The following is a 15426-nucleotide window of genomic DNA, read 5'->3' on the forward strand; positions in this document are numbered from 1 at the left end:
ACAGCAAAAGGAGGTGAAATGCGGACATTGACAGCATTGTTGCAGGCCATGCTCAGCAGCCTGCGCGATCTTTTGCCTATCATCGCAGTGATCAGCTTTTTCCAGCTGGCGGTTCTTCAGGAGCCGCTGCCTAATCTGTTTTCCATTCTTGTTGGCCTGCTGCTGGTGGTGCTGGGGCTGACCTTCTTTATCTTTGGCCTTGAAATGGGGTTGTTCCCGATTGGCGAATCCATGGCGCAGGACTTTGCCCGTAAAGGCAGCTTTTTCTGGCTGGTGGTGTTTGCTTTTTGTCTTGGATTTGGTACCACCATTGCTGAGCCTGCGTTAACCGCTGTGGCTCAGGAGGCTGCAGAAGTCGCAGCGGAAGGCGGAGTGATTGCTCACCAGCAGGAGGTAATGGAAGATTACGCCGATGGTCTCAGACTTACTGTGGCCTTGTCGGTTGGTGTGGCGATTGTGCTGGGCGTAATACGAATTATCAAAGGCTGGCCCATCCATATCATGATCATCGGTGGCTATATCGGTGTCGTGATCCTGACTGGTTTTGCCCCGGATACCATTATCGGTATTGCCTATGACTCCGGTGGTGTTACCACCTCTACTATTACGGTTCCTCTGGTTACTGCGCTCGGCGTGGGGCTGGCATCGGCTATTAAAGGGCGCAATCCCATGCTGGACGGGTTTGGTCTCATCGCATTTGCCTCACTGTTACCCATGATGTTCGTCATGGTGTATGGGATGGTGGTGTCATGATCAGTTTTGGCATGATTGCCGAAACCTTCCTTGGCACGGTGCGGGATGTCTTTCCGATCGCCTGTATCATTTTCGGTTTTCAGTTTGCTGTGTTGAGAAAGCCCGTGGTCAACCTTGCGCGGGTTCTGACCGGTTTTTTCTATGTGATCGTCGGGTTATCCCTGTTTCTGATGGGGCTGGAGCTGGCGCTGTTCCCGCTTGGGGAAACCATGGCAACCCAGCTGACCGCACCGGATTTTTTGCGTGACTTTAAAGTTTCCCTGTCAGACAAACTCAGCTGGATAGATTATTACTGGGTGTATGTGTTCGCTTTTTTTATCGGCTTCAGTACCACGATTGCTGAGCCCTCACTGATTGCCGTGGCGATCAAAGCCAATCAGGTGTCCGGTGGCGCGATCGGGATTACCGGGCTGCGGGTCGCCGTGGCACTTGGCGTAGCGATCGGCATTTCCCTTGGCAGTTACCGGATTGTGGTCGGAGACCCCATTCATTACTACATTATCGTGGGCTACGTCATAGTGGTGATCCAAACCTTTTTTGCCCCAAAACTTATTGTGCCGCTGGCGTATGATTCCGGTGGTGTGACGACTTCAACAGTGACGGTGCCGCTGGTGACCGCACTGGGCCTGGGTCTGGCTTCTACGGTGCCGGGACGAAACCCGGTGATCGATGGCTTTGGCCTGATCGCATTCGCCAGCCTGTTTCCAATGATCTCAGTAATGGGGTACGCCCAGATCACCCAATGGCTCAACCGCCGCTCTGAAGCAAAGGAGAATGAAAATGCGCTTTAAACTGATAATTGCTTTTGTCGAAGACGCTAAGACCGACATCGTGATGGATGCGGCACGTAAAGCCGGGGCGACCGGCGCCACGGTGATCAATAACGCCCGGGGAGAAGGCCTTACCCAGAAAAGAACCTTCCTGGGTCTGACCCTTGAGGTACAGAAAGACGTGTTGCTCTTTGTGGTGGAGGAACATCTCGCCCGGCATATCCTGGAAAGGATTAGCGAAGTGGGGGAGTTTGACTCTGAGTCAGGGCAGGGGATCGCAGTACAGATTGACGTGGAAGATGCGGTGGGCGTTGCCCATCAGGTAGAAACACTGGCCAGTGTGGTTGAGGAAAAACTATGAGTATGCAGATGATTAACCGGGTGCGTGATGTGATGGCCAACACTTATGTGATTATTGATGGCCTGACAACGGTGCAGGAAGCGATACACCTGGCGAAAAAGCATCAGGTCAAGGCGCTGATTGTCGACAAGCGTTACGACGCCGATGAGTATGGCATTGTGCTGATGAACGATATTGCCAAGAAAGTACTGGCAAAAAACCGCTCTGCTGAGCGTACTAATATCTATGAAATCATGACCAAGCCGGCGCTGTCGGTCAGTCCCGACATGAATGTGAAGTACTGCGCCCGTCTGTTTGAGCACTTTGGTATCAGCCGTGCGCCTGTGGTCGAAGATGGCAAAGTAGTTGGTATGGTGAGTTATAACAACATTGTGATCAATGGGATGGCAAACGAAGGTTGAGCGTTTCAATGTCCGGAGGCTGAACTTGGTAAACAGGGGTAAAGCGCGTAGAATCGGCGCCACCTGTTCGAATTAAGTTGGTGTTTCACGATGAAGCTATTTTTTGCCTCCGATCTGCACGGTTGTATTCAGGCGACAGAGAAAGTGTTGTGGGCGTTTCAGGCCTCCGGTGCGCAGCACCTGGTTCTGCTGGGGGACATTCTTAACCATGGTCCGCGTAACCCGGTACCAGAGCATTACAATCCGCCGGCGGTAGCGGATGCACTTAATGAAGTGGCGGATAAAATCATCGCCGTACGCGGTAACTGTGACAGCGAAGTGGATCAGATGCTGCTTAAGTTCCCAATGATGATGGATTACGCCTGGGTACTGCTGGAAAGCGGTCAGCGTCTGTTTTTAACTCATGGTCATCTGTATAACGCAGCCAAACGTCCGGTTCTGAATGAAGGGGACGTCATTGCTCATGGCCATACCCATATTCCTGTGGCAGAGCGTGATGGTGAGCAGTATATCTTTAACCCGGGTTCAGTTACTTTCCCGCGTGATGGTTTCGCAGCCAGTTATGGCCTGTTTGAAGACGGTGAACTGAAAGTGATGAGTTTTGAAGGTGAAATCCTTCGCCGGGTGACGCTGGAGTCCAGATAACCAGATAACCAGATAACCAGATAACCAGATAGCGAGATTACTGCTTCCAGGTAGTCTCGCCTCTATCTGTCGTTATGCCCCAGATCCCGCTCCGGAAACAGTTTGTCTCGGACTCTTTGCTTGAGTACTTTGGCCTCAGGAAAACCATTATCAAGCTTTCTCTCCCACACTGACTCTCCGTTACAGAAAATCTCAAACCGTCCGCCGCTGTCAGGGTGGAGGGCGACACTCTCCAGATCTTCACTAAAGGTGTGCAGCAGTTCCTGGCTCAGCCAGGTGGCCCGAAGCATCCAGTTGCACTGACGGCAGTAATAAATATCGATTGTTGCTTTGGTTGTCATTAAAGTGCTCCTGTGATCAGTTTTAATCCTGACGCAAATGTCAGAAGTTCGAAAGCGAGTTTGATCCAGTGATTCGGTAGTTTATGAGTCAGCCATGCACCCAGCCAGCCACCACTGAATGACGCCAGCAGCAAGACAGGTACCCAGGCCCAGTGTGGCTCCACCCCTGCCTGTATAATCGCCAGTGAGCCAATACCGTTCCAGAACAGGCCCACACAGACCAGAGTCAGCGCGACCGTCTGTTTGTAACTGAAGCCAAACCAGCGCACCAGAAACAGGGTTACGACCAGGCCGGACCCCGCAGTAAGCGAACCATTGAACAGCCCGCACAGACACAGTACGGCACCTCCGGTCAGCAGGCCTTTGGTATCCCGGTTACGTGGCTGCTCATCATGCCCCATGTCTTTTTTCTTTCGCGAGTATACCCCCAGAGCGATGATCAGCAGGCCCAGCAACAGCTCACCGGTTTTTCCAGGAAGAAGTACAACCAGGTTCGCGCCGGCGATGACGCCCAGCGAGCCGCAAATCACCAGATAGCCGGCCATTTTTAGTGGCATCTTTCCGGCTTTGACGTGAGAACAGGCTGCGCCAAGCCCCATGGCAACGGTAGCAATTTTGTGGGTGGAAAGCGCCAGCGCGAACGGCAGACCAAGGAAAATCAGCAGGGGAAACTGCAGCAGGCCAGCGCCGCCACCGGCGACAGAGGATAGGGTACTCGCGGTCAGCGAGCCGAGAAAAAGAAGAAGTGTGTCAATCCATTCCATGGGCTATTCCATGAGTCATTTCATGAGTTAAAGGGGGGACTCCTTTCCCCTTCATACCGGCATCAGTGCGAGTAGAAAACCGCAGAGCCGTGATCCAGGCTGGTCATCAGCAGCGCTTTGTCATTCACAATATCCACCCGGCGGCTTTGCTGGGCGTCCATTTTGAACAGCTGGGTAATGACTTTCAGTTGCTTCTCGGTGAAGTCCTGACGCTGACTGGCCGAAATGTCTTTAAATTCAGACGGCTCGATCAGCAGGTAGTTATCACTCAGCTCCCACGAGCCGTTTTCTGATACGTTGATGATTGACGATACTTCCGAGCTTTCAGTGTACAGGCTGATACGTGATACCCGCAGGTAGGTCCCGTTAGGCAAATACTTGACGTTAGAGTCGATAGTCGCTTTGCGCAGCGGGCCCACTTCCACATCCGGAGACATTTCTGCGTGTGGTTCGGTGTAGATACGGGTTACGGTGCGGCTCTGCCATTCGCGGGATGTCAGGATACGTTCCATCTTTGCATCGCTTCCCCAGTAGAGCCAGGCGCTGAACAACACAGACATTACGATAATGATCAGTGGCAGACGTTGATTCATAGTAGGGCTCATTGGTTACACACCTGGTTAAAATCTGGTTGGATAGCGAGTAGTTTCAGGGTTACGTTCTCAGATGCAAACTCTGGTGAGTGCACGTAGTTAAGGACGATTTGGCCATTTTGACCACCGGTGGCGATCACCTCAACAGGGGCTTTTTCACCTGTGTGACGGCCAAGGTAAGCTTCAACGCACTGGGTAATAGTCGGAAGCCACTTGGACATATCCGGATGGCTGCGCGGTGTTCTCACCTGGGTATTTTCAACCGTGGCAATGGTGTTGAACTCAGAGACGGCAGGCGCAGTGGTGTAATAAGTCAGTACCGGCAGCAGCAGGGCAATAAGCAGCAGGACAAACAGCGCAGGCCGTTTAATACCAGCTGGTACATGAGCTGGTGTTACCGGGGCAGTTTTCGCTTCTGGCTCTGGCTGGCTTACCTTTACGGCAGCCGTCAGCTCCGGGGCTGGTGTACCGGCTTCGGTTTGTGGCAGTTCCGGCAGCTCTTTATCTTCTGCCTGTTCGTCGCTCAGGCTGTTTGGTTGCAGCTGCTCGACCACTGCGATCAACTGGTAGCCACGCTTGGGCACGGTTTTTACAAACTGAGGAGACTTGGTGGAGTCTTTCAGCATCTTACGCAGGGTGGAAATTGCCTGGGTAAGACTTGAGTCATCGACCTGAAATCCCTGGTCGCGCCATACAAATTCATGCAATTCCTGTCTGGTGATCACCTCATTCGGGCGTTCAGACAGCATTAACAGGATGCGGCTTTCATTACTTCCCAGACGAATGACTTCATTCTCATTTTGTTGGTCAAGCAGAGAGTTACTGTTGGGATCAAAGATAAATCTCTGTGCCAGAATGAATTTTGTTCCAAAGTTATTCATTGTAGAAAATTTTCGCAATGTTAAATGGGAGAAAGTCGTATCAAAAAGAGCCCGTCACAGCTGGCTCATTTAGGTTCTTTGATAATTTTGAAGTCACTAGGATAATGAAAAAAGAACCAAAAAACAGCGTTTTTATGATTTTTGACCTTGAATTTACAAACGCTGGCCTTATCTAGACACCATTCAGGCAAAAAAATGCCCCGCTCCCGGAGTACACGTTGCTCCCGGAGAGAATTTTTATGTAAAACCTTTTTGTTTTGCTATTGGAGTCAAAATGAGCGATACAGTGACCACTAACAAAGAAACTCGCGGCTTTCAGTCAGAAGTGAAGCAGCTTCTTCATCTCATGATCCATTCTTTGTACTCAAACAAAGAGATCTTCCTGCGGGAGTTAATTTCCAACGCATCGGACGCCGCAGACAAACTGAGATTTCAGGCTCTGTCGAACCCGGACCTGTACCAGGGCGATGCAGAGCTGGGTGTGAAACTGTCATTTAACAGTGAAAACAACACCCTGACTGTATCAGATAACGGCATCGGCATGAGCCGCGATGACGTGATCGAGCACCTTGGCACTATCGCCAAATCCGGTACGGCAGAGTTTTTCTCTAAACTCAGCGATGAGCAGAGCAAAGACTCTCAGCTGATCGGTCAGTTTGGTGTGGGGTTCTACTCAGCGTTTATCGTGGCGGATGCGGTAACCGTGCGTACCCGTGCGGCTGGTCTGGCTGCTGATGAAGCGGTGCAGTGGCACTCTCAGGGCGAGGGTGAGTACACCATTGAAAACATCACCAAAGAGGGACGCGGCACCGACATCATTCTGCACATGCGCGATGAAGGTAAAGAGTTCCTGTCTGAGTATCGTCTGCGTGATGTGATTGGTAAATACTCTGACCATATCGGTATTCCTGTTTCTGTCTGGAGCATTGAGAAAGACGAAGAAGGCAATGACAAAGAGGGCAAGTGGGAGCAGATCAACAAAGCTCAGGCCCTGTGGACCCGTAATAAGTCTGATATTTCTGAAGACGAGTACAAAGAGTTCTACAAACATGTATCACACGATTTTGCCGATCCTATGGTCTGGAGTCACAACCGCGTAGAAGGCAAGAACGACTACACCAGCCTGCTGTACATTCCGGCCAAAGCGCCGTGGGATATGATGAACCGTGACCACCGCAGTGGCCTGAAGCTGTACGTGCAGCGCGTGTTCATCATGGATGACGCAGAGCAGTTTATGCCGTCATACCTGCGTTTTGTGCGTGGCCTGATTGATTCCAACGATCTGCCGCTGAACGTATCGCGTGAGATCCTGCAGGACAATAAAGTGACTCAGTCACTGCGCAGCGCCTGTACTAAACGCGTGCTGGGTATGCTTGAGAAAATGGCCAAAAACGACCACGACAAGTACCTGGAGTTCTGGAAAGAGTTCGGTCTGGTGCTGAAAGAAGGCCCGGCTGAAGACTTCGGAAACAAAGAAAAGATCGCTGGTCTGATGCGTTTTGCTTCATCTGAAGTGGAAGGCAGCGAGCAGACTGTGTCTCTGGCTGATTACGTGTCACGCATGAAAGAGGGGCAGGATAAAATCTACTTCCTGACAGCAGACAGCCTGGCAGCGGCGAAGAACAGCCCGCACCTGGAGCAGTTCAAAGCCAAGGGTATCGAAGTGGTGCTGATGTACGACCGTATCGATGAGTGGCTGATGAACTACCTGACCGAGTTTGACGGTAAGCAGTTCCAGTCGATCACCAAAGCGGGTCTGGACCTGAGTCAGTTCGAAGACGAAGCGGAAAAAGAGAAGCACAAAGAGGCCGAGGAAGAATTCAAATCTGTGGTTGAGCGTACCAAAGGCTACCTTGGTGAGCGCGTGAAAGACGTGCGTACTACCTTCAAACTCGCTTCTACTCCGGCGGTAGTGGTGACGGATGATTTTGAAATGGGCACCCAGATGGCGAAACTGCTGGAAGCAGCAGGTCAGGCAGTACCTGAAGTGAAGTACATCTTTGAGCTGAATCCTGAGCATCATTTGGTGAAGCAGATGGCCGACGAAGCTGACGAAGAAGCCTTTGGCCGCTGGGTCGAGCTTCTGCTGGGTCAGGCGATGCTGGCAGAGCGTGGCTCGATGGAAGATCCAAGCCAGTTCCTGAGTGCGATGAACCAGTTGCTGAGCAAGTAACCGTGCGTCTTTACGCCGGATAAGATGACAAAGCCAGCCTTTCTCTTTGTGGTGAAGGCTGGCTTTATTACATCTGTTGCTGCCAAAATGGAGGCGATGGCAGGGAATTGTTCCATCAAAGCCCTCCATTTTTTGCTGACTGTGGTATAGTCAGCCACTTACTGTAAAAATTATACCGAAACTTACCGTACACCAAACGAGAGTGACTTTCGGTATAAATAAAAAATTTTAAGAGGATTAAACATGCGCATCATTCTTCTGGGTGCACCAGGTGCGGGTAAAGGCACACAAGCACAATTCATCATGGAGAAGTACGGTATTCCACAGATTTCTACTGGTGATATGCTGCGTGCTGCTATCAAAGCGGGCACTGAGCTTGGTAAGCAAGCGAAAGCAGTAATCGATGCAGGTCAGCTGGTATCTGACGACATTATTCTGGGTCTGATCAAAGAGCGTATTGCTCAGGACGACTGTGAGAAAGGCTTCCTGCTGGACGGCTTCCCACGTACCATCCCTCAGGCTGAAGGTCTGAAAGAGATGAACGTTGATGTAGACTATGTTGTTGAGTTCGACGTTGCTGATGACGTAATCGTTGACCGTATGGCTGGCCGTCGTGCTCACCTGCCATCAGGCCGTACTTACCACGTTGTTTACAACCCGCCTAAAGTGGAAGGTAAAGACGACGTAACCGGCGAAGACCTGGTTGTACGTGATGATGACAAAGAAGAAACCGTACGCGCGCGTCTGGGCGTATACCATGACCAGACTGCTCCTCTGATCGAGTTCTACGGTAAAGAAGCTGAAGCTGGCAACACTAAGTACCTGAAATTTGACGGTACCAAGCAGGTTGCAGAAGTAAGCGCAGATATCGAGAAAGCTCTGTCTTAATCAGCGCAAATCTCTGATATATTGAAAAACGGCCTGCGGGCCGTTTTTTTGTACCGCCAAAAGATGGATTGCTATGGACAACAACAATAAAAAAGGCGTGCTGCTGGTCAATCTGGGTACGCCGGATGCGCCGACCGCAACTGCAGTAAAAGCCTTCCTGAGTCAGTTTCTTCATGATAAGCGGGTGGTGGATACCAGCCGCTGGATTTGGTGTCCGATCCTGCACGGGATCATTTTGCCGCTGCGCTCGCCTAAAGTGGCTAAGCTCTACCAGAGTGTGTGGATGGATGAAGGCTCACCGCTGATGGTCTATTCAAAGCGCCAGGCTGCGGCATTGCAGAGTGAGCTGGGTTTGCCGGTTGAAATCGGTATGACCTATGGCTCTCCGTCCCTTAAGCAGGGACTGGACAAGCTGATGAACCAGGGTTGTGAGCAGATCATTGTCCTGCCGCTGTTTCCCCAGCATTCAGGCACCACTACCGGCGCGGTGACAGACGGGCTGGGCAAAGCGTTTAAAGCTTCCAAAGTGATCCCGAATTACCAGTTTGTCCGCGATTATCACGATGAACCGGCCTATATTGAAGCGCTGGCCCAAAGTGTACGTCGTCACTGGCAGGAGCACGGCCAGGCGGATTATCTGCTCTGTTCTTATCATGGTATTCCAAAGCGTTATGCCGATGAGGGGGATATCTATCCTCAGCACTGCGAACGCACGACCGCATTGCTGGCTCAGGCGCTTGAGCTGGACAGCAGTCAGATTGGTATGGCCTATCAGTCCCGCTTTGGCCGGGAAGAGTGGCTTCAGCCATACACGGATGAGACCATGCAGTCGCTGCCAGGCAGGGGTAAGAAACGCATTGATGTCATCACTCCGGCCTTCTCGGCAGATTGTCTGGAGACGCTCGAAGAGATCGCTGAGGAAAACAAAGCGCTGTTTCTTGGAGCGGGAGGGGAGGAGTACCGTTATATTCCCTGCCTTAACGATGACAAAGAGCATATCGATATGATGGTGGAGATAGTGAATCGCTATTTGTAAGAGACTCTATGGATACAGAAGAGGCTGCCGGTTGGCAGCCTCTTTCAGTTAATAGTGAGCATATTGATTATGCGGTTTGCAGTTCAGGTTCAGCGTCGTCAGCGATAACGTGTTTGTCCTCTGCGCCGTGCATCCAGTCGATCAGCTTGTTTGAACACATCAGCAGGATCACGCCGGAAACGGTCGCGGTGATCGCGATACCACCAAAGATAGCCATTGCGCCGTAATCGCCCACGTGTGAGCCGATGTAGCCCGCAACATAGTTGGCAATCGCGTTAAAGCCGAACCAGGCGCCCATCATCAGGGAAGCCAGACGAAGCGGAGCCAGCTTGGTGATCATAGAAAGGCCGATCGGAGACAGGCAAAGCTCGCCCAGGGTATGGAAGAAGTAAGCGCCAACCAGCCAGATCATTGAAGTCTTAACCGTCATGTCGCCACCCTGCTCCAGTACCGCACCCACCATGCACAGGAAGCCAAGTGCCAGGAAGAACAGCGCCAGGGCAAATTTCACCGGAGAGTTTGGCTCGCGTTTACCCAGTTTCACCCAAAGAGCAGCCAGCACTGGTGCCAGGGTGATGATGAAGAACGGGTTCAGTGACTGGAACCAGGCTGCCGGCACTTCAAAGCTGCCGATCATGCGGTTGGTGTACTCCTGAGAGTAGATGTTCATCAGGCCACCAGCCTGCTCAAAGCCAGCCCAGAACACGACCACGAACAGACCCATAACCAGGATCACTTTCAGGCGGTCTTTTTCTTGTTTGGTCAGCGGGTTGTTCTTGCCTTTGCTGTTTTGAGCGCGTTTTGCTGCCGCTTCCATGCCGATATCGCCCAGCAGGGATTTGGCCATGGTCATTTGCAGGATAAGGCTGATAACCATACCGATACCCGCAACCAGGAAGCCGGCTTTCCAGCCGTATGCGCTGGTGGCACTGCCGGCTACCACACCAGAGAGCAGAGCACCGATGTTGATACCCATGTAGAAGATGGTGAATGCACCGTCACGACGGTTGTCGCCGTTCGGGTACAGGTCACCTACCATGGTTGAGATATTTGGCTTAAACAGACCGTTACCGGCGATGAGGAACGCCAGACCCAGGTAGAGGCTGGATACGTTATCCAGCGGCAGCATGCCGTCTGGCAGTGCCAGGGTGAACTGGCCAATCGCCATCAGGAAACCACCGGCCAGCAGTGTACGGCGCTGACCCCAGTGGTTATCAGCGATCCAGCCACCGATCAGCGGGGTGATGTAAACCAGGCCGGTATATACACCGTAAAGCTGCAGTGCGTCCTGGGTTGTCCAGCCCAGGCCACCGTTAATGGTGGTGTCAGTCAGAAACAGTACCAGAATGGCACGCATTGCATAATATGAGAAACGCTCCCAAAGCTCTGTGCTGAACAGCAGAAAGAGCCCTTTAGGATGTCCTAAAAAGTCGGTTTTAGCTTGTGTCATAACTTATTTATCTTCTTTTAAAATAATAAGGCATGTCATGACATTACAGACAAAACAACTTCATGTTGTTTTGTAAGGTTTGATGTTAACCTTGCGCGCTCGTCTGGCCGGATACGGCTTCATTCCATGGCGACGAGAGTGGGCAATGTGAATTGCATGCTGTGTTTGCAGGGAAACACTATACTCCTGCAACAAAAGGGCGAGTATGTGGAAACAATGTTTCCATTATTGCATTTTCACTTATTGACGAAAATGCTAGGATGACAAAAAAGATCGGCAGTTATAAATATGAAACGTTGGTACTTGCTTTACTGCAAGCGGGGCGAGCAGTCCCGGGCAAAAATGCATTTGGAAAACCAGGGGATTGAGTGTTTTTATCCTCAGATTGAAGTGGAAAAAACGGTCAGGAACAAAAAGCAGCAGGCCAAAGAACCGCTGTTTCCCTGCTACGTGTTTATCCGTTTCGATTATGAACAGGGACCGTCGTTTACCACGGTCCGTTCCACCCGTGGTGTGGTTGATTTTGTTCGCCAGGGGGCCTATCCCCAGGAAGTGGAAGGCGATCTGGTGTATGCCCTGAAGGAGCTGGAGAAGGCTGATCCGCCGGAAGCCACACAGCAGGCGCTGCCGGAGCACGGCCAGAAAGTTCGCGTTCTTGAAGGCCAGTTTGCCGGTTTTGATGCGATCTATCAGGAGCCGGATGGCGACAAACGTTCATTCATGCTGGTGGAAATGATCAGCCGCCCGGTGAAAGTCAGCATTGATAACGCAGACCTCGATCTGGAGTAGTTCTCCGGCAGTTATTAAAAAGGGCACCCCGCGGGGTGCCCTTTGCTTTATCTGAGAAATTATTCTGAGTAGGCGTCGTTATGAACCGCCTGCACTGCGCGGCCTGACGGGTCGATACAGTTTTTGAACGTCTCATCCCACTCTACTGCTTTGGCAGAAGAACAGGCAACTGACGGGCCACCAGGTACGCATTTGGCCGCGGATTCCAGCGGGAACAGCTCTTCAAAGATCTCACGGTACACATAGCCCTCTTTGGTTGCAGGCGTGTTGTACGGGAAGCGGAATGCGGCCGTTTCCATTTGCTGATCGGTCACTTTCTCTTCCGCTACCTCTTTCAGGGTATCGATCCAGCTGTAACCTACACCATCAGAGAACTGCTCTTTCTGACGCCATGCGATGGCTTCCGGCAGGTAGTGCTCGAAACACTCACGCAGGATGTGTTTTTCCATCTTGCCGTTGCCACACATCTTGTCCTGCGGGTTCAGGCGCATGGCCACGTCGATAAACTCTTTGTCCAGGAATGGTACGCGGCCTTCCACGCCCCATGCTGCCAGAGACTTGTTGGCACGTGCACAGTCAAACATGTTCAGTGCCAGCAGCTTACGCACGGTCTCTTCGTGGAACTCCTGAGCGTTTGGCGCTTTATGGAAGTAAAGGTAACCACCGAAGATCTCATCGGCGCCTTCACCGGACAGTACCATCTTGATGCCCATCGCCTTGATCTTACGGCCCATCAGGAACATTGGCGTGGACGCACGGATGGTGGTCACGTCGTAAGTCTCGATGTGGTAGATAACATCGCGGATCGCATCCAGGCCTTCCTGAATGGTGTAAGTCATCTCATGGTGTACGGTACCGATCTGATCCGCCACTTCACGCGCGGCTTTCAGATCCGGCGCACCTTCAAGGCCAACTGCAAAGGAGTGCAGCTGAGGCCACCAGGCTTCGGTCTTCTCATCGTCTTCGATACGCATCGCTGCAAAACGTTTTGCAACCGCCGAGGTGATGGAAGAATCCAGACCGCCTGACAGCAGTACGCCGTATGGTACGTCGGTCATCAACTGACGTTTTACCGCATCTTCCAGCGCCTGGGTCAGCTCTTCCTTGCTGGTGCTGTTGCCCTGTACGGCAGCATACTCGTTCCAGTCACGGATGTAGTAGCGTTGTGGTTCACTGTCACCGCTGGCGTAGTGACAGCCAGGAGGGAACTCGCTGACGGTGCGGCAAACCGGAACCAGGGCTTTCATTTCAGAAGCCACGTAGTAGTTACCGTGCTCATCAAAGCCCTGGTACATAGGGATGATGCCGATATGGTCACGGCCTACCAGGTATTCGTCCTTCTCTTCATCGTAGAGCACGAATGCGAAGATGCCGTTCAGCTCTTCAAGAAGGTCTGCGCCCATGTCCTGGTACAGCGCCAGGATCACTTCACAGTCAGAGTCGGTCTGGAAGTGGTATTTGCCTTCGTAGCGGGCACGGATCTCTTTGTGGTTATAGATCTCACCGTTCACCGCCAGGATCAGTTTGCGATCCGGGCTGTAAAGAGGCTGGGCGCCACTGTTCAGGCCTACAATCGCAAGACGTTCGTGGGCCAGAATCGCTTTATCTGACGCATAAATACCCGACCAGTCAGGGCCGCGGTGGCGAAGTTTTTTAGACATCTCCAGTGCTACCGGGCGCAGGGCCGCAGCATCGCTCTTAATGTCCAGAATGCCAAAGATGGAACACATACCAATACCTCTTAACTTAAAATCCGTTTTCGTTGCTATGGGTTCAATTTGCCAGTTCAGTTAAAAAAAGCAACACCGAAATAGCAAATGAATGGTACAAACGCGACATGATTAGAAATTATTTATCAAATCTGCGAAATTATTAAATGGCATTTAATTTGAGCTAGGAATTGAACGATTTGAACAAAAAAGCTGCCCGGTTCAGGACAGCTTTTACAGGGAGTGGACTCAGTCGTTGCGGGCAAAAACGGGTTGCAGACGGTCGCAAACGTGGCGGGCAAAACCACTGCCGGCTTCGCTGTAGATGTTAAATGCGGCATCGACTCCCTGCTCCAGCATTTCATCCAGCTGGTCCGGGTATTCCGCAATCGCCGCCACCTGTCCGGCAAAGTTTTTGCGCTGAAGCTGCTCCAGTGCAACCTGATTACCTTTGTGGTGAGGCATAGCCAGCAATACCAGTTTAACGTTGGCGGTATCCAGGATCCGTTCCCAGAAGTCGGAGTCGGTGGCATCCCCTTCGATTACGTTACGGCCTTCCTGTTGTTGTTCTTTGGCGGCATCCGGGCGGACTTCAACGCCAAGGCAGATATTGCCGTGACGGGATACCAGTTCATCGTAAGCACCGGTGCCGATGCGGCCCATACCCAGGATCAGAACCTGAGCGCAGCCCGGGTCAATTAACTGGTCACGGGCATGAAGTTTTTCTGCGGCGACTTCTTTGAGCCATTTTGAACTGCGGCGGTAGATGGCGTGGCCGGCCCGGTTAAGCGGAGCGGCGACAAGGAAAGAGAGTGAAACCGCAATCGCGACAGAAACCAGAATCTCACCGCCCAGCCAGCCTTTGGCATACGCCAGACCACCAACGATCAGGCCAAATTCACTGTAGTTAAACAGCGAGAGCGAGGCCAGCAGCGAGGTACGGACGCGAAACTTAAAGCGGTGAATAATCCAGAAATAGAGCAGACCTTTGACCGGCAGCAGTGCCATCAGTACTACCGCCATCGCAAAGCCGGAAAGGGAGGGCTGCTCAGACAGGCCGATATTGAGGAAAAAGCACACCAGGAACAGCTCTTTGAGATTAAAGAGCGATTTGGACAGCTCGGAAGCTTTCTTGTGACCGGCCAGCAGCATGCCCAGAATCAGGGCACCAAGATCCGGTTTCATGCCCACCAGTTCGAACAGACCTGCGCCGACGACAAGGGCAAAGAAAATGCCGAACAAAACCAGCATCTCGCCGTGACCCACCGAGTCGAGCAGTTTGTAAAACAGCGGGCGGAGCAGGGGCAGGGCAAACAGGGCGATCGCGTACCATTCGGGCAGTTTACCGGTGGAAGCGGTCAGGAAGACCACGGCGAAAATATCCTGCATAACCAGAATACCAATCGCCAGGGTGCCGTAGGTGGCGTTCATGTCACCTTTTTCCTGCAGACTTTTGACGGCAAAAACGGTACTGGAGAAAGAGAGCGCGAAACCGAGCAGTACCAGCTGGGAGAGGGCCAGATCGGCCAGCATACTGGTGCCAAGCAGCTTAAGACCAAACAGGGCAAAGGCAAAAAAGGCGGTCGAAAGTATGTTGTGAATCGTCGCGCCGAGCCAGATCTCTTTGGAGAGCAGCACCCGGATGTCGAGTTTCAGGCCAATGGTAAACAGCAGCAGGGTCACACCCAGGTCGGCGAGAGTGACAATGGTGTCGCTGGACTGAAATCCGGCCGCATGCAGGCCAAATCCCGCGAGCAGAAAGCCCACCAGAGGCGGCAGGTTACTTTTCAGGGCGATAAATCCGGCCAGAAAAGCGGTGGTGAGTAAGATCAATTCCATGTTGAGCATTTCTTGAGTTATAAAAAAGGGCCG

The 15426-nt window shown here is 52.1% G+C and carries 16 protein-coding genes; 9 read left to right on the plus strand and 7 right to left on the minus strand.

Annotation, left to right across the window (positions count from 1 at the left end; translation table 11 throughout):
- Positions 1-18 precede the first annotated feature (18 nt).
- The 5 genes from ACVB80_RS20115 to yfcE all read left to right on the plus strand — a co-directional run bounded on the left by ACVB80_RS20115 (position 19) and on the right by yfcE (position 2930).
- Positions 19-753: a DUF1538 family protein gene (locus ACVB80_RS20115; protein WP_481083072.1), complete on the plus strand. Its 735-nt coding sequence runs from the start codon at positions 19-21 to the stop codon at positions 751-753.
- A complete protein-coding gene (locus tag ACVB80_RS20120; RefSeq protein WP_481083073.1) occupies positions 750-1544 on the plus strand; it encodes a DUF1538 domain-containing protein in 795 nt (264 codons plus the stop codon). Before ACVB80_RS20115 ends, ACVB80_RS20120 begins: the two co-directional genes overlap by 4 nt.
- Entirely contained in the window at positions 1534-1884 is a 351-nt protein-coding gene (locus ACVB80_RS20125) for a P-II family nitrogen regulator (RefSeq protein ID WP_481083074.1), read from the plus strand. Before ACVB80_RS20120 ends, ACVB80_RS20125 begins: the two co-directional genes overlap by 11 nt.
- Positions 1881-2285: a CBS domain-containing protein gene (locus ACVB80_RS20130; RefSeq protein WP_481083075.1), complete on the plus strand. Its 405-nt coding sequence runs from the start codon at positions 1881-1883 to the stop codon at positions 2283-2285. The genes ACVB80_RS20125 and ACVB80_RS20130 overlap by 4 nt, the downstream gene beginning before the upstream one ends.
- Before the next feature lie 90 nt (positions 2286-2375).
- The gene (gene yfcE / locus ACVB80_RS20135) at positions 2376-2930 is read left to right on the plus strand and encodes a phosphodiesterase (protein ID WP_481083076.1); all 555 of its coding nucleotides are present in this window, start codon (positions 2376-2378) and stop codon (positions 2928-2930) included.
- A gap of 62 nt (positions 2931-2992) precedes the next feature.
- Here yfcE and ACVB80_RS20140 read toward each other — a convergent pair whose 3' ends face one another.
- The 4 genes from ACVB80_RS20140 to ACVB80_RS20155 form a co-directional block, all read right to left on the minus strand.
- Positions 2993-3271, minus strand: coding sequence for an Rdx family protein (locus ACVB80_RS20140; RefSeq protein ID WP_481083077.1), 279 nt, complete (start codon positions 3269-3271; stop codon positions 2993-2995).
- On the minus strand, positions 3271-4035 hold the full coding sequence (locus tag ACVB80_RS20145) for a sulfite exporter TauE/SafE family protein (protein ID WP_481083078.1): 765 nt from the start codon (positions 4033-4035) through the stop codon (positions 3271-3273). Before ACVB80_RS20145 ends, ACVB80_RS20140 begins: the two co-directional genes overlap by 1 nt.
- A 62-nt stretch (positions 4036-4097) precedes the next feature.
- The gene (locus ACVB80_RS20150) at positions 4098-4628 is read right to left on the minus strand and encodes a regulatory protein ToxS (RefSeq protein WP_481083079.1); all 531 of its coding nucleotides are present in this window, start codon (positions 4626-4628) and stop codon (positions 4098-4100) included.
- Between the two features lie 8 nt (positions 4629-4636).
- Entirely contained in the window at positions 4637-5509 is an 873-nt protein-coding gene (locus tag ACVB80_RS20155) for a winged helix-turn-helix domain-containing protein (protein ID WP_481083080.1), read from the minus strand.
- Between the two features lie 274 nt (positions 5510-5783).
- Between ACVB80_RS20155 and htpG the strand changes: the two genes are divergently transcribed.
- The 3 genes from htpG to hemH all read left to right on the plus strand — a co-directional run bounded on the left by htpG (position 5784) and on the right by hemH (position 9606).
- Entirely contained in the window at positions 5784-7682 is a 1899-nt protein-coding gene (gene htpG, locus ACVB80_RS20160; protein ID WP_481083081.1) for a molecular chaperone HtpG, read from the plus strand.
- 243 nt (positions 7683-7925) lie between these two features.
- Positions 7926-8570, plus strand: coding sequence for an adenylate kinase (adk, locus tag ACVB80_RS20165; protein ID WP_481083082.1), 645 nt, complete (start codon positions 7926-7928; stop codon positions 8568-8570).
- 73 nt (positions 8571-8643) lie between these two features.
- Positions 8644-9606 (plus strand): ferrochelatase, encoded by a 963-nt coding sequence (hemH, locus tag ACVB80_RS20170; protein WP_481083083.1) that lies wholly within the window; start codon positions 8644-8646, stop codon positions 9604-9606.
- A gap of 67 nt (positions 9607-9673) precedes the next feature.
- Here the strand turns inward: hemH and ACVB80_RS20175 are convergent, their stop codons facing one another.
- A complete protein-coding gene (locus ACVB80_RS20175; protein WP_481083084.1) occupies positions 9674-11056 on the minus strand; it encodes a peptide MFS transporter in 1383 nt (460 codons plus the stop codon).
- 288 nt (positions 11057-11344) lie between these two features.
- Here ACVB80_RS20175 and rfaH point away from each other — a divergent pair, with 288 nt between their 5' ends.
- Complete coding sequence (gene rfaH / locus ACVB80_RS20180) at positions 11345-11845, plus strand: transcription/translation regulatory transformer protein RfaH (RefSeq protein WP_481083085.1); 501 nt, start codon at positions 11345-11347, stop codon at positions 11843-11845.
- A 59-nt stretch (positions 11846-11904) separates the two neighbouring features.
- Here the strand turns inward: rfaH and asnB are convergent, their stop codons facing one another.
- Together asnB and ACVB80_RS20190 are read right to left on the minus strand one after the other, a co-directional pair.
- Positions 11905-13575 (minus strand): asparagine synthase B, encoded by a 1671-nt coding sequence (asnB, locus tag ACVB80_RS20185; RefSeq protein ID WP_481083086.1) that lies wholly within the window; start codon positions 13573-13575, stop codon positions 11905-11907.
- Between the two features lie 228 nt (positions 13576-13803).
- Positions 13804-15393, minus strand: coding sequence for a cation:proton antiporter domain-containing protein (locus ACVB80_RS20190; protein ID WP_481083087.1), 1590 nt, complete (start codon positions 15391-15393; stop codon positions 13804-13806).
- Positions 15394-15426: the final 33 nt, after the last annotated feature.

Source organism: Vibrio sp. 9-16B-A1 (genome assembly GCF_056726165.1).